This is a genomic window from Leifsonia sp. Root1293 (genome assembly GCF_001425325.1).
Classification (GTDB): Bacteria; Actinomycetota; Actinomycetes; order Actinomycetales; family Microbacteriaceae; genus Orlajensenia.
In genome coordinates, this window is record NZ_LMEH01000002.1 from 999,739 (window position 1) to 1,014,408 (window position 14,670).

General features: G+C 66.2%; 13 protein-coding genes. 7 read left to right on the forward strand and 6 right to left on the reverse strand.

Going from position 1 to position 14,670, the window contains the following annotated elements:
- Nucleotides 1-63: 63 nt before the first annotated feature.
- Nucleotides 64-951, forward strand: a complete 888-nt coding sequence (locus tag ASC59_RS16470; protein WP_157488202.1) for a hypothetical protein — start codon at nucleotides 64-66, stop codon at nucleotides 949-951.
- Nucleotides 948-2,150 (forward strand): lipopolysaccharide biosynthesis protein, encoded by a 1,203-nt coding sequence (locus tag ASC59_RS16475; RefSeq protein ID WP_055825146.1) that lies wholly within the window; start codon nucleotides 948-950, stop codon nucleotides 2,148-2,150. Before ASC59_RS16470 ends, ASC59_RS16475 begins: the two co-directional genes overlap by 4 nt.
- Here the strand turns inward: ASC59_RS16475 and ASC59_RS16480 are convergent.
- Nucleotides 2,110-3,249, reverse strand: coding sequence for an O-antigen ligase family protein (locus tag ASC59_RS16480; RefSeq protein WP_157488204.1), 1,140 nt, complete (start codon nucleotides 3,247-3,249; stop codon nucleotides 2,110-2,112). The two genes, ASC59_RS16475 and ASC59_RS16480, sit on opposite strands and share 41 nt — an antisense overlap.
- A gap of 217 nt (nucleotides 3,250-3,466) precedes the next feature.
- Entirely contained in the window at nucleotides 3,467-5,305 is a 1,839-nt protein-coding gene (locus ASC59_RS16485) for a DUF4012 domain-containing protein (protein WP_162243195.1), read from the reverse strand.
- A gap of 191 nt (nucleotides 5,306-5,496) precedes the next feature.
- On the opposite strand from ASC59_RS16485, the gene ASC59_RS16490 reads away from it, so the two are divergent.
- Nucleotides 5,497-5,688: a hypothetical protein gene (locus tag ASC59_RS16490; protein ID WP_055825167.1), complete on the forward strand. Its 192-nt coding sequence runs from the start codon at nucleotides 5,497-5,499 to the stop codon at nucleotides 5,686-5,688.
- A 29-nt stretch (nucleotides 5,689-5,717) separates the two neighbouring features.
- Here the strand turns inward: ASC59_RS16490 and ASC59_RS16495 are convergent, their stop codons facing one another.
- From ASC59_RS16495 to ASC59_RS16505, 3 genes are read right to left on the reverse strand one after another with little or no spacing between them, the layout of a single operon-like run.
- On the reverse strand, nucleotides 5,718-6,194 hold the full coding sequence (locus tag ASC59_RS16495) for a VanZ family protein (RefSeq protein WP_055825170.1): 477 nt from the start codon (nucleotides 6,192-6,194) through the stop codon (nucleotides 5,718-5,720).
- Nucleotides 6,191-6,769, reverse strand: a complete 579-nt coding sequence (locus ASC59_RS16500) for a CHAP domain-containing protein (protein WP_055825173.1) — start codon at nucleotides 6,767-6,769, stop codon at nucleotides 6,191-6,193. The genes ASC59_RS16495 and ASC59_RS16500 overlap by 4 nt, the downstream gene beginning before the upstream one ends.
- Nucleotides 6,766-7,917, reverse strand: coding sequence for a hypothetical protein (locus ASC59_RS16505; RefSeq protein WP_055825176.1), 1,152 nt, complete (start codon nucleotides 7,915-7,917; stop codon nucleotides 6,766-6,768). The genes ASC59_RS16500 and ASC59_RS16505 overlap by 4 nt, the downstream gene beginning before the upstream one ends.
- A gap of 338 nt (nucleotides 7,918-8,255) precedes the next feature.
- Between ASC59_RS16505 and ASC59_RS16510 the strand changes: the two genes are divergently transcribed.
- Together ASC59_RS16510 and ASC59_RS17335 are read left to right on the forward strand one after the other, a co-directional pair.
- Nucleotides 8,256-9,161, forward strand: a complete 906-nt coding sequence (locus tag ASC59_RS16510; protein ID WP_055825179.1) for a hypothetical protein — start codon at nucleotides 8,256-8,258, stop codon at nucleotides 9,159-9,161.
- A gap of 199 nt (nucleotides 9,162-9,360) precedes the next feature.
- Nucleotides 9,361-10,293 (forward strand): nitroreductase family protein, encoded by a 933-nt coding sequence (locus ASC59_RS17335; protein ID WP_157488206.1) that lies wholly within the window; start codon nucleotides 9,361-9,363, stop codon nucleotides 10,291-10,293.
- 163 nt (nucleotides 10,294-10,456) lie between these two features.
- Here the strand turns inward: ASC59_RS17335 and ASC59_RS16520 are convergent, their stop codons facing one another.
- Nucleotides 10,457-11,773, reverse strand: coding sequence for a UDP-glucose dehydrogenase family protein (locus ASC59_RS16520; RefSeq protein WP_055825191.1), 1,317 nt, complete (start codon nucleotides 11,771-11,773; stop codon nucleotides 10,457-10,459).
- Between the two features lie 216 nt (nucleotides 11,774-11,989).
- Between ASC59_RS16520 and ASC59_RS16525 the strand changes: the two genes are divergently transcribed.
- Both ASC59_RS16525 and ASC59_RS16530 read left to right on the forward strand, forming a co-directional pair.
- Nucleotides 11,990-13,039 carry a glycosyltransferase gene (locus ASC59_RS16525; protein WP_055825193.1) on the forward strand — a complete coding sequence of 350 codons (1,050 nt, stop codon included), beginning with the start codon at nucleotides 11,990-11,992 and terminating at the stop codon, nucleotides 13,037-13,039.
- Nucleotides 13,036-14,643, forward strand: a complete 1,608-nt coding sequence (locus ASC59_RS16530; RefSeq protein WP_200942415.1) for a lipopolysaccharide biosynthesis protein — start codon at nucleotides 13,036-13,038, stop codon at nucleotides 14,641-14,643. The genes ASC59_RS16525 and ASC59_RS16530 overlap by 4 nt, the downstream gene beginning before the upstream one ends.
- The last annotated feature ends 27 nt before the right edge of the window (nucleotides 14,644-14,670 follow it).

Sequence of the window (14,670 nt, forward strand, 5' to 3'; positions counted from 1 at the left end):
CCCCCGGAATCAGGCTACGTCCGAGGGCTGCGGCTGTCGGCTGGCGAGGCGTCTGTCTCGTTCGTGGCATGGTACCTTCGGCTTCTTCGCGCCTCGGTCACGGGCAAGCCGGTGTTCGCCTTCAACGCGGGTGAGTTCGGCGTGACCAAGGCCTACTTCGGAGGCATGATCGCAGCTCTCCCCGTTTTGGCCCTCATCAAGGTGAAGGGCGGCCGGGTCGTGTGGCTGGGAGGAGGTGTCAAAGTTCGAAAGTCGGGCTTCATGTGGCCGTTCGACCTGCTCGCGCGGTGGTGCGATGTCCTCCTCTGGCGCGACGTCGACTCCCCGAGGCTTATGGGTCGGGGCGCGGTCATGCCCGATTGGGGCTTCGGACTGGATGGCCAGCAGACCTTGGCGCCCGATGGACCTGTTACCGAGCGGCCGCTCCTTGCGATCTCATTGCGCGGTGACCGCGAGTATCCCTCGCTGCGCTGGGTCCGAGCAGTTCGTGAATTGGCCACTCGTCTGTCTCTCGAGCCTGTTGTCGTCGTGCAGGTGGAGGACGACGACGCAATGGGTAGTCGCCTCGCCCGTGACCTCGGTGCGCGGTTCGTGGGGTGGCAGTTCGACGACCACCTCGCCCAAGAGGCGGTTGTGCGCGCGACCTACGCGCAGAGCAGGGTCACCCTCTCGGACCGTTTGCACGGGCTAATCATCGCCGCCACCGAGGGGAGCGTGCCTCTGGGGTGGTGCGACAGGGCGACACGCAAGATCTCGCAGCACATGGAGGTAGTTGGGCTGCCTTGGGTGGGGCCCGATGGCCGTGACAACGCCGATCGTATCGGGGAGTTGACCCCCGATGCACTGGCCGAACTCGTGCCGCTCGCACACTCGGGTGTCCGATCGGCGCGAATACGGGTGGATGCCGTCCGGGCTGATCTGCATGACACGCTCACGTCCATCAGCCGATGAATCGGTCACGAGCGCTGCTGATCGGATCGCAGATCGCGGGACAGATCGCGTTTCTGGCTGTCATGCCGGTGCTTACGCGCGTGTTCGAACCCGGCGACCTGGGAATCTATCAGGTTGCCCTCGCAGCAGGGCTCATCCTTCAGCCGTTGGCCACCCTGCGCCTCGAGTTCGTGATCCCCTCTGTCGTGACCAGCCGGGAGCTCAAGCGCATCTCCCGGATAGCAACTTGGTCGCAGGTCTGTGCCGGCATAGCGCTCCTCGGCGTCGGAGTCGCCGGTGCCCTTCTCGACGAATCGAGTTTCGCCGCATCGGCGACGATGGCGGCCATGATCATGGTGAGCTACGCCAGCATGGCGATCGAGAACGCCTACCTGGTGCGAGACCGCCAGCTTCGCCGCCTCGCCATCCGGAACGTCGCAGCGGGTCTGATCGCCGCGGCCCTGCAAGCAGCCGTTGCGATCTTCATTCCGAACCTCTTCCTGCTGGCGGCTTCGATCCTTGTCGGGCGGCTGATCGCAGTTCTCGCAACGCGCGAGTGGGGTGGCAAGGATCGGCGCGACCACGGTACGGACGAGCATCTGCCGTGGTCCGCCCGCCGAGGCATGTATGCAGTGGCGTCAGGACTGGTGTCCTCGGCCTCCCTTCAGATCCTGACTCTGTACTCGTCGGTGGGATTCGGCAGCGCGGCAGCGGGGTACGTGGGAGTGGCGCAGCGCACGGCCAGCGCGCCACTGTCGCTCGTGAGCCAGGCGCTCTCCCAGTACACGCAGTCCCACCTGGCGCCGCTCGTGCGTTCCAGGGATTCATCGTTGCGTTCGGAGCTGGTTCGTCAGACCCGCAGCCTCATACCTCTGGCGATCGCCACTACGGTGGCGCTTTCAGTGCTCGGGCCGCTTCTCGCCGTCCCCGTCTTCGGACCGGGATGGGAGCAGGCGGGGTGGGTCATCGCTGCGCTCGCGCTGCCCACCGGGCTCCAGCTCCTTATAGCACCGGCGACTCCGTTGTTCATGATGATCGGGCGCGAACGCGACCTCTTCTACATCCAGCTCATGCGGCTGTGCCTGTCGTTGGGCCTTGCGATCATCCTCAACCTGATGACCGGTGCCCTTCTGCTCGCAGTGATCGGTTACGGGATCGGGACGTGCATCGGCTACGCGGTCACTTTTGTCGTGCTGGTTCGGGTGATACCGAGGGAGTGAAGTTCTCTCGGCGGCCTCGCACAGGTGCAGGACCGCCTTCCAATACGTTCCTCGTCGCAAACAGGAAGCCCAGCGTCAGCAGGAACCAGAAAGTGCGTGCGTTCAGGTCGCCGGAGATCGACACGCTGAGTGTCTCTGCACTCAACAGAGCGAGCACGAGGAGCGTGGTGCGGTTCGATCGGGCTTGGGTGGCGAGGACGATCAGGACAGCGACAAGAGAAACGACAAGGATCGAGCCAGGCAGGACGCCGAGTTCAGCGAACACCTCGAGGAAGATGTTGTGGGGCCACAGGTGCCGCGGATGCCCGGCAACGATCGACCAGTTGCCGAATCCGACACCAGCGGGGTTCTCGCCGATGATCCGAAGAGTGATCGCCCGGTAGAGCTCGCGCGTCTGATCTGTGTCCCCGTTCTCCAAGAGGTCCGCGAAACGGCTGTTCGCGAAGAAGGGGAGGGTGATTACAGCCCACACAGCGGCCACGCACCCGGCGATGATGAGGGAGATCTTCCACACCCGGCCGCGCTGGGAGAACACGGTGAGGACCCCCAATCCGACGACGACTGCGAGCAGCGGCCCTCGAGACCCTGACGCGAGGATCCCCGCGCCGAGGATGGCTACCACGAGAATGGTCGGGAAGGTCTTGGCGGCCTTCTCCCATCGCAGCCACACCATTATGATGATGCCCGCAGCGAGCGCCCGAGCAAGCCAGATCGGGTTCGAACCGAAGAGGTCGGCTCGCCCGCCGTCATAGCCCGCTACAGCAAGGATGGCCAACACACTCGAGCCGAAGATCCACGCCCAACCGAGCGTGTAGATGGTCCGTCGGTCGCGGATCAGACATGCCGCCGCCGCAGAGACTGCAGTGATGGTCATCCATTTCTGGAGTTTGTCGTCACCGTAATCAGTCGTCGGAGCAACGTAGAGCGCGTGCAGGGCGAAGATGCAGAAGAGGGGAATGACGAACACCAGCACCGGGTGAATGCGAGGTAAGAATCGAAGTACCTCGAAGATGATGACCGGTACAGCGATGACCGTCGCGACGAGCACCGGGCTGAAGCCGAACACCGGTGGGAAGAGAGAGCCGAGAAGGAGCGCCACCACCAGGATCGACCGGCTGACGCGTCCGAATTTCGTTAGTGGACGCGCTGATGTGTCTGACACCGAGTCCCTCGTCCGTCTGTCTTTGCATGTCCTGCGCTGACCACTTTACCGCGCCGCCCGTCAGCCGGCGCGCTGACAAGTTCGGCAGCGGGGACTCGTCGCGGGGTCCCGTGAACGGGTGATCTGAGCGGTTCGCTGCTGTAGGCATCCAAGGTCAGGATGATGGTGAGCACGAGATGGCCTGCGACACAACGTCAGTAGCCGCAACCATTGGTGTCACCTGCGCTGAAAGCTCCTTCGGACTCGAGCCCCCATCCGTGAAGGTGAATCGAATCGACGAGACGCCACCAGGCGGTATCGCAACGGTGACCTTCCCAACGGGGTAGTCGGTGTCATGGAGCGACGGCAGATCCTGAGGCTGGCCGTCGACTGTAATGCCCGTGATCGTCGAACCAGGGGGCGCGTACAGCATGGTGATGACACGTTGTTCGCCCGGCTGCAGGTTCTCGCGTTCCCACTGGCCAATGATCGATGCGGAGAGGTCTTCCGCGTTGGCCGGAACTGCACTCGAGAGATCGACCTGCACGCCGTAGGTCGACAGCTGGTCCGTGCCGCAGGCACCGGATTCGAGGGTCACGGACTGGCGGAGGTAGTAGTTGAGCTTCGACCCGACCGCATCTTGGAAGTAGATGCCGACCTTCTCGGTTGTCGCATCGCTCTTCGGCAGTGGCCCGTTCACGTTCAGCGCCGCGAATGCCGACTGCTCAACCTCATGCGCGCTCCAGAGCATGAGTCGCTGTTCAGACAGTCCTCGGCCGATGCCGGCGATCGCGGCCTCAGGCTCGAGGGATCCGTCCATCAAGCGGGAGAACGCCGCCTGCACGACCTCTCCATAGACCGCGTCCTGCATGATGTTGTCTTCGACGACATCGCCACTGTCATATCTCGCATACACGGTGTTGAGGATGAACGGCACCAGCGTCTTGCTGTCGATGACGTCGCCAGTCGAGATTGTCATGGGCGCAGATGCCCGGAGAATGTAGCTCAATGCCATCGGGTCGACCGAGATGACGCCGTCCAGAGGAGTTCCGCGAGCCTGGGTGAAGTTGGCCTGGATGATCTCTGCGGCGCTAGTGAAGTCCGGGCGAAGGGTCGCGTTGGCGATGAAGGTTCCGTAGATGCCGTCGGGGTAGACCGCCTCGGCGCCGTCGGGGATGGGTACGATCGAGCTGGCGGACTTGGGGAAGTTGTCGAACCCGGCAGGCACGATGGAATCGATCACGATCCGGCCGGCGTCGACCTTCAGCACCGCGAAGGAGAGCGCTGTGCCGCCGAGGGCGCGCGATTCCGCGTTGTTCTGGAAGACGACTGCGTAGGTACGTGTGCCGTCAGCTCCCAAGAGTTGGGGGACCAAGGGAATCACGGAGCCCAGAGACTTTATCGGCGCAGCGATGTCGGAGAGACGATTTCGCAGAGACGTCGCAATGGCGGCTACCTGCGGGATGGCACTCGCAGTGTCGATCTGGCTCATCCGGGACTGGGCTCGTTCCATCGAACTCGCAGCGCGCTCCACGGCAGGGGTGGCATCGACGAACGGCTGCGGGTCTAGAGCCGAACCCGCGGGCAGGACGGTGGACGGGTTGATCGTGCCCAACACCCCGACGAGCGGGCCGGCGACATCCGTCATCACCAGGTTGGTGACGCTCGCGAGCTGGCGAACCGCGTGAAGATTGGGTCCGGCGAGGGGGACGACCTCCATGGCCCGCCAGACGGGATCGCTCGTGAGCGATGCGGCCGCTGCGGTGGAGTCCGAGATCTCGTTCACGGTGCGCTCGGCCTTCTCGACGTCGAACGCCAGCGCCTGCGTCTTCAGCGTCGAGATCTTGGCCTGGGCCGACTCCAGCTCGCTCTTGGCCATCCAGCCGCGGATGCCGACCCACGCGACTGCGGCGACGAGGAGCACTCCGACGCTTGCGACCACCCAGACCCAGACGCGTCGCGTACGTCGCTTGCCTCGTCTTGAGGCGCGACGAGTGTCCGGAAGTTCAGGCATCCGAGCATTCAACCATGAGCCATCTGGGATCTTCCCGAACGACGACCGTGTGCGCGCGTTCGAGCCACGAAATGCCCCCGCGGACTGGGGTGTTCCCGTCCAGCCGCTGTTCACCATCGCTCGATAGCATTCAGAAGTCCCGCTCTTTCGGGTAGTGCGGGCAGTTCGGGAGAATGATGAGCTCCGCAAACGTGAGCGCTTCGCAGCGACCCACCAGTGACACCTTCGACGCCGTCGTGCTCGAAGCTCCGATCTCGGGCCTCAGCGCGATCGCGGGTCGTGCCGCATCCGCCGGCATCATGCTGCTGGTCGCACCACTTCTCATCGTGGTCGCGTTCGTCGCCCGGGTGTTCGCGGCCATCTCCGGTGAACACCGCGACTGACTGCCCGAGACTTCCGGCGGCGCGCGTGTTCAGCGCATCGACGTGCGCGCCGGTGCAGTGCCCCGCACGCCGCTCGATGCCCGCGATCCGCGTGCCATGAGCGTGCCGACCAGCAGCACGAGAAGGCTGCCGATGAGGGCGCCGATGCTGTTCGCGATCACGTCGCGAACGCTCGGGTAGCGATCGGGCAGCAGGAGGAGCTGGGTGAGTTCGATCGCTGTCGAGAGAACCACGGCGGCCAGGGTCGACAGCCACCAGAGGCGACGGCCGAGCAGCACGGTCAGGATGATTCCGAACGGGAGGAACATCACCACGTTCGACGTGAACTCGATCATGTCGTAGGTCACCCAGTCGAGGCCCAGCTGGTGGAACCAGATGATCGAGGCGTACACCTCGTGGTTCGCCGGCTTGTCGACGGGCTCTGGCCACAGCACCACGAGGGCGAGCACGAGCAGGTAGACCGCCATCAGCACGGCGGCCAGACGACGGCGCCGAGTGGGACTCATGCCACCACGTACTCGGGGTATCCGAAGACGATGTTCGAATCCCAGGGCTGCCCGTAGCGGCGAACGAAGGTCTGGTCGTGAGGCAGGAAGTCAGGCACATCACCCTCCACCGTGGCGACGACGCCGGCACTCGCGCGTTCGACGTAGCCGGCGTGATAGATGCTCTCGAGGGGTCCGTCGCTGTAGAAGATCACGGCACCGTCTCGCGGCTCCGTCCCGACCTGTCCCAGAGCGTTGAAGTGTTCGTACAACTCACGCGCATCCGGAGTCTGCGGCACGGCGTTCTCACGCAGCAACCACGACACGTACAGCGTGCTCCACGTCGTCGCCGTTGCGGCATCCGGGCCCCACGGACTCGCCGCCAGCCTCATGCCTGCACTGCCGAGCGCCTCCGCTCGCACCTCGTCGATGGTGCGTGTCGGGGCGGGCGGCGGCGTCGGCGTGGGAGTGCCGGCACCGGCTCCCGAGATCGCGGGCACCGCATCCCGCGGCAGCAAGGCAACGCCGACGGCTCCCGCAGCGACGGTGCCGAGGGCCGCCACGATCACGGTTCGACGACGGATGCCGCCGCTCACGGCTTGGCCCCGTTGCGATAGGAGCGCGGATCGGCCTCTGCGACCGTGCGGGCGATCCGGTGTCCCGTCTGGTACATCGACACCACGGGGAACCTGTTGGCGACGCGATAGATCTGCATGTCGGTGCGGAAGGCCTCCGAATCCGGACGCGCGAGCACCCGTGGGACCCGATGGGCGCCGTTGACGAAGGGAACGGGCTGAACGCTCGTCGCCGCTCCCTGGTTCACGTAGGTCTCGATCCAGCCCTTCGAGATGGAACGCGAGACGTGGATGCGGAGCACCACATCCGTCCAGCGGCCGCGGCGGTAGGGCAACGACAGATAGGGCCACGGGTCGCCGGCGTTCAGCTCGTTGCCGCGCACGACGAACTCATCCAGCGGGTCGCTGGCCAGGCGCCGGTCGGCGTGCAGCACCAACGGCGATCCCTGCACGTAGGGCGGGCCGTAGAACTGGAACAGGGCGATGTACCCGGTCGCGTCGGGTCCGTTCGGGTTGGCCGGATCGCTCTTGGGATAGACCGTCGGGAAGTCGGCCGGCGGCATGAAGGCGAAGCCGACGCAGAACTCGTCGCCCTCGACGATGTTGCGCCGGCTCGACGACTGGAATCTCACCGTGGTCTTGGTCGGCTGATCGGCGTCGTAGCGGGCGCTCTCGGGAACCGAGATCTTGGCCACCTTGCGGGCCGACCCCAGGATCGGGTCGTTGACCAGCTGCACGTACTTCGCCCCCACGACGGCTCCGTGGCCTGCCTTCCACTGCTCGAGGGTTCCGTCGTACTTGGCGGCCCAGGCCAGCTCGGACCGCCATCCGCCGGTCGGCAGCGCATCGTTCTGGAAGCGGTTCGCGGTCGCGACCCCGATGAACGGCGAGGTGATGGTGACCCCGTCGACCACGGCACGCGCGCGGATCCAGAACACGCCGTCCGAGGGCGTCGGAGTGACGTTGTCGACGAGCTTCCTCGTGGTGTTCCAGGCGATGTAGTACTTGCCGCCTCCAACGCCCTTCGCCTCGCGGGTGCCGAACTCCGGCACGCCGACGATGATGGTCACGCCGGAGACCTTCGTGCCTCCCGTGATCTTCGCCACGACGTTGACCGTGCCCGAGACCCTCGTCTCCGTGGCTGGCGAGATGATCGCGATGGTGGCCATCGGTTCTCCTCCTCGCGCGGATGCTGCATCGGTTCACATCGCGAGGGGTGGACCTCAGGGAAGCGAGACTCGGTTGCCAGAGCCGCATCATCGGTCCAACATCATCGCCCGTTCCCTCGCGCCGTGCGTGGCCGGCTTCAGCCCCACGTACGGTTCTCACAAGTTATAGGGGGCATCCGCAAAGCGCAAGGACGCCTCGCCGCCCGGGGAAACGCCTGCGTGTCGATCCTGTTAACAACATGAGGCATCCGTGTTTTCAGACTGATGGCGTTGTTAGAGTCGTGCCGAATCGGCCACCCGCAGGCGCGGGTCGGGCCGTCTGTGAGCCAGGAGGCAGCATGCCCGGAACGCGCCCCACGTCGATCGACAGCCGACCCTCGACGCTCCTCAACCGGCGCACAGTGCTCGGGGGTGCCGCCGGAGGGCTCCTGCTGGGCGCGCTGTCGACCGGCGGTGTCGCGCAGGCCGCGACGTCACCCATCCCGAAGCTGCCCTACGAGGTGAGCCGCAGCGCCGTGCGGGTGACGAAGCTCGGCAAGAAGCAGTACGAGGCGATCGACGTGGTGCTCGGCAGCGACAGGGTGCGCATCTTCGTGCCCTACGCCTCGCTTCCCGGCACGAAGAAGGCTGTCGGAGTGCTGTGGTTCTTCCACGCCAACGGATCGGACTACACCTCCATCGACGGGGCGTACAAGTACGGCGCCGAGATGGCTGTCGACCAAGGCGCCGTCTGCGTGTGCGCCAACTACGGCGGTAGCCTCTGGACGACGCAGCCGGCGATACAGGCGCAGGTGAACGTGTCGAAGTACGTGAGCACGGTCTGGAAGGTCGGCCTGAGCTTCATGCGCGGCAACTCCGGCGGCGGATCCCTCATGTGCTACTCCTACGGCAAGAAGCTGGTGCCGGCTGCCCGAGGCATGTACATGGCGAACGCCACGTACGACATGGAGGACCTCTTCGACCGCGACCCCGTGCGCATCGCTCCGGTGTACGGCAACAACCGCGCGCTGGCCATCGCCACGAACCCTGCGCGGTTCGCCCAGTCGGCCTGGACCGGCACCCGCATCAAGACCGTGGTGTCGCTGGCCGATCCTCTGGTCATTCCGTCGAGGCACGGACTCGCCCTCGCTGAGAAGGCCAAGCCCGTCGCCACCGAGGTGATCGTGCAGTACCACGACCAAGGGCACGTCGTCCCGGGCTGGACGCAGACCGACATGATCAAGACGTTCCAGTCCTGGATGTGACCGGCGCTCGCTGAGGGCCGAGCGGAGCGACCGCCCCAAAGCGTGTCGGTGCTGAAGGGTACCCGCGCTTCGACCGCGGACTTCGTCCGGGCCTCAGCGAGCGGAAATCGAACGTGCAGCATCCTGTAATCCGCCCTTAATACCGCGTCTGTACCCTGAACGCGGGGTGTCTGCCCCGTCTCTCGGGGGAGGACTGATCATGGCAGGTGTACGGGAACTCGTGCGGAAGCCGGTGCGGATGGTGCGCCGGCGGTTCGCGATGGGAGCGGAGTTCGCCCGCGACTACCGCAGCTACAGGGCGATGGCGGCGCCGACCGACGACGCGGCGAATGCGCGGCTGACCGGTATCCATCTGGAGACGCAGGTGACGAAGGACTATCACCGTGTGGAGAAGGGCCTGAGCCTGCGCTCGCCGAAGCAGCCCTTCGGCGACGCTGTGGATCGCCGACTCGCCATGCTGGTTCCGGCGGGCGCCGCCATCGACGAGGGCTACCAGGCCTTCGCCGTCGACGCGCGGGAAGCGCTGGCCGGATGGAACACCACCGGAATGCTGAGCGACATCGTGAGCCCACCGGCCGCTCCGTCCGATGTCATCGATCCCGGGCTGCTCGAGCAGTTCTTCACCACCCGGCACAGCGTGCGCGACTTCGATGAGAATCGCCCCGTCGACCCGCGCACCATCGACGACGCTGTGCGCCTCGCCGGCTCAACTCCATCTGTGTGCAACCGCCAGGCCGCCCGGGTGCATGTCTTCGAGGGCGCCGACGACAGTGCCCGCATCCTCGCGCACCAGAACGGCAACGCCGGCTTCCGGCGCCATGTACGAACGGTGATGGTCGTCACGGTCGAGCGCGGACTCTTCGCCGGAGCCGGTGAGCGCAACCAGCGTTGGATCGATGGCGGCCTGTTTGCCATGACCCTGGTCTGGGCGTTGCACGGACTGGGACTCTCGACCTGCATGCTGAACTGGTCGATGACCAACGCCCGCACCGACGCGCTGCGACAGGAGGCCGGCATCCCGGATTCCGAAGACGTGATCTGCCTCATCGCCGTCGGGCACGCGCCCGCGGACGGCTACAGGGTGGCGCGTTCACCGAAGCGGCCGCTCTCGCAGGTGCTCACCCGGCACTGACCGACCACGCAGGATCGCCCCGTCCGCCGACAGGCGAGAGCGGGGCGTTCCTGCGCTTCGGCCGCGGACTTCGTCCGGGCCTCAGCGAGCGGGAGCCGCGGACTTCGTCCGGGCCTCAGCGAGCGGGAGCGGCGGACGTCGTCCGGGCCTCAGTGGGCGTGCATCAGGGGCGGCCGAGGCCCTTGTAGGTCCAGCCGTCGGCGCGCCAGGCTGCAGCATCAAGGCAGTTGCGCCCATCGATGATGACCTTGGAGCCGACGAGGGCGCTGGCGAAGGCCGGCTCCATCTGGCGGTACTCGTTCCATTCCGTCACGAGCACCACAAGGTCGGCTCCTGTGAGCGCCTCGGCGGTGTCGGCCACGTAGTCGAGCTGCGGGTGGATCCGACGAGAGTTCTCGATGGCCTCGGGATCTGTGGCGATCACGTCGGCGCCGAGGCCCTTGAGGCGCACGGCGACGTCGAGCGCTGGCGAATCCCGGATGTCATCGGAGAACGGCTTGAATGCGAGGCCCAGAACCGCCACGCGCTTGCCGTGCACTTCGCCATCGAGCGCATCGACAGCGAGGTCGACGACGCGCTGGCGGCGACGCAGGTTGATGGCGTCGACCTCCTTGAGGAAGGCGACGGATTCCCCGCGACCGAGCTCCTCGGCGCGTGCGGTGAAGGCGCGGATGTCCTTCGGCAGGCATCCGCCTCCGAAGCCGGCACCGGCTCCGAGGAAGCGGCGACCGATGCGAACGTCGTAGCCGATCGCATCGGCCAGCTGTGTCACGTCGGCGCCGGTCACCTCGGCGATCTCGGCCATGGCATTGATGAACGAGATCTTGGTGGCCAGGAACGCGTTGGCCGACACCTTGACGAGCTCGGCCGTCGCGTAGTCGGTGGTCACCAGGGGAGTGCCTGCGGCGATCGCCGTCGCGTAGCACTCGCTCAAGAGCGACTCGGCGCGCTCTGCGGCGTCGGGTTCGGGGGGAAGGCCGTACACCAGGCGGTCCGGCGTGATGGTGTCCTTCACCGCGAATCCCTCACGAAGGAACTCGGGGTTCCACGCCAAGCTCGCCCCGGTTCCGGATGCCGCGATCTTCGCCGCCAGCCTGGCGGCCGTGCCGACCGGCACGGTCGACTTGCCGGCCACGAGGTCGCCTGCTGAGAGATGCGGCAGGAGGGCGTCGATGGCGGCGTCGACGTAGGTGAGGTCGGCGGCGTACGAGCCCTTCTTCTGCGGCGTTCCGACGGCGACGAAGTGCACTGCGGCCCCTGCGGCATCCGCGATGTCGGTGCTGAAGCGGAGCCGACCGGACTTCACGCCGGAGATGAGGATCTCGGGAAGGCCGGGCTCGAAGAACGGTGCTCGTCCCTCAGCCAGCGCGGCGATCTTCAATTCGTCGACATCGATTCCGATGACGTCGTGCCCGAGTTCGGCCATGCTGGCCGCGTGCACTGCTCCGAGGTAACCGCATCCGATGACTGAGATCTTCACGCATTGGCCTTTCGTTGATTTCTCACAGCGAGCCACGGCGCACGCGTCTGTACATCCAATTTGTACCAAACGCCCATCCGCGAGTGTTGCTCACACGTTACGACCGGGTGTACATCTCGCGACACCCACCGTACCGGCGAAAGTCCGGCGGTACTGTCGGCAGGAGGTTCAGTGTCGTTCCACCCTTTCAGATCGGACAGAGACGACAAGGCGCCCATGACTTCGAACACTTCCAGCAGCACCATCCCGCTGTCGCCCACGCCAGCGCGGCCTCTCGTGGTGCAGCACACCCTCGCCCCGCCGGACGGCCGCACCAAGTACGTCGACATCATCGTCGACGGCGCATCACCCGACGTCAGCATCAGGTACTTCACATGGAAGGGGGCGCTCAAGGCCGACTACGACGTGCTCCACGTGCACTGGCCGGAGCTCATGATCCGCGGGAGGAACCCGCTGAAGCGGTTCGCGCGCCGCCGTGCGCTGCAGGTGCTCGTGTTCAGGCTGAAGCGCAAGCGCATCCCCATCGTGCGCACCCTGCACAACGTGACTCCGCACGAGGAGGGCTCGGCTGCCGAGAACCGCTCCCTCGACCTCATCGACAGGTCGACCTCGCTCTACCTGAGGCTGAACCCCACGACCGAGCTGCCCACCGAGGCCGAGGCCGTCACCATCCTGCACGGGCACTACATCGAGAAGTTCGCCCGGTACCCATTGCCCGCTCGCGTGCCGGGCCGCATCCTGTACTTCGGCATCATCCGTCCGTACAAGGGAGTCGACCTTCTTCTCGACGCCTTCCGGGAGTTGCCCGGCGATGACCTCACGCTCCGCGTCGTCGGCAGCCCCAGCGTCGGTCAACGAGAACTGGTCGAGGAGCGCGCCGCCCGAGATGCACGCACCTCGGCGCTGCTCGCCTACGTCGACGACGACGTGCTCGTCTCCGAGATCGGGCAGGCCGAACTCGTGGTCCTGCCCTATCGGGAGATGCACAACTCGGGCGCCATCCTCGTGGCGCTCTCCCTGTCGCGTCCGGCGCTCGTGCCGAGGTCGCCGGCCAACACGGCACTCCGCCAGGAGGTGGGCCCGGGCTGGGTCATCGAGTACGACGGCGAGCTGACGCCTGCGGTGATCGCCGATGCCCTCCAGACCGTGCGCACTGTGGCGGCCGATACCGCCCCCGACCTGGCGCGGCGCGATTGGAAGGTCCTCGGCGAGGAGCACGCTGCCGCCTACCGCCGTGCCATCGAGATCGCGCGGGCCACCCGATGACCCGCACGAAGCGCCGGCCGGAGGACAGAGTCGAGCAGTCGCTCGCCACCTCGGCATCCCGCGGCGCCGTCGTGATGATCGGCGGCCAGGCGGTGCGGGTGATCGTGCAGCTCGCGGGCGTCGTCGTGCTCGCCCGTCTGCTCGGGCCGACCGACTTCGGACTCGTGGCCATGGTGACAGCGGTGATCGGCATCGGCGAGGTGTTCCGCGACTTCGGTCTCTCGTCCGCGGCCGTGCAGGCCAAGACGCTCTCGCCGCAGCAGAAGGACAACCTGTTCTGGATCAACACGGGCATCGGCGCGGTGCTGACCGTCGTCACCTTCGTGCTGGCCGGCCCCATCGCTTCGCTCTACGGCGACGACAGGCTGCGCCTTCTCACCGAGGTGCTCTCGGTCACGTTCCTCATCAACGGCCTCTCGACGCAGTTCCGTGCCGACCTCGGCCGTCACCTCGGCTTCGGCCGACTCGTGGTGGCGGATGCCGTCGGCCAGGCCATCGCGCTCGTCGCCGCGATCGTCGTCGCCGTGATGGGCGGCGGCTACTGGGCGCTCGCGGTCCAGCAGGTCGGCCAGGCGGCCCTCGTGCTCATCGTGCTGGTGATCGTGACCGACTGGTATCCCCGTGGGATCCATCGCCATGCCGGCATGAAGCCGTTGCTGTCCTACGGCGTCACCGTCTTCCTGGCGCAGATGCTCAACTACGTCAGCCGCAACGTCGACTCGGTGATCATCGGCGCTCGGTTCGGGCCGGCATCCCTCGGCCTCTACAACCGCTCGTTCCAGCTGGTGATGCTGCCGCTGCTCCAGCTGCAGGCACCGGCCACACGCGTCGCGCTGCCCGTGCTGTCACGGCTGCAGGACCAGCGCGAGAGGTTCAACGCCTTCATCAGCTTCGGCCAGACCACGCTGCTCACCATCGTCGGGCTCATGTTCGCGTTCCTCGGAGCCCAGGCCACGGCCGTGGTCTCGATCATGCTGGGCGAGCAGTGGCTGGAGGCGGTTCCGGTCTTCCAGATCCTGCTCATCGCCGGCTGGTTCCAGGCCGCCGCCTACGTCAGCTACTGGGTGTTCCTCTCCAAGGGACTCACCAAGGCGAACCTCTGGTCGGCCCTCGTCACGCGTCCCCTCACCATCGGGCTCATCCTGCTCGGGTCGCTCTGGGGCGTGTACGGGGTGGCGGCCGGCTTCGCGCTCGGCCTCGGCATCACCTGGCCCATCGCCCTCATCTGGATCAGCAAGGTCTCAGACGTCGACGCCAAGCGCCTGTTCTTCAATGGACTGCGCATGATCATCGTCTTCGGCATCGCCACCGGGGCCTCGTACGCATCGACTCTCGCCGTACCCGCAGACCAGCCGATCCTGCACCTGGCCATCGGATGGGTCGCCCTGCTGGGGATGCTCGCGCTCGAAGCGGCCATCTGGCCCAGGTTCCGGGCCGATGTGCTGCAGGTCATCGGCGCCCGTCGCTACCTCAGCCGCGCGAAGACCGCTCCCGAAGCTCCAACAGCCCCCGAAGCTCCCGAAGATCCAGCAGCTCCCGTGGCGGCATCCGCACCGACCGCCACCGAGACCCCCGAATCCACCACCCGAACGGAGAAGGAATGAGACGCCGGATCCAATCCAGACTCCGCC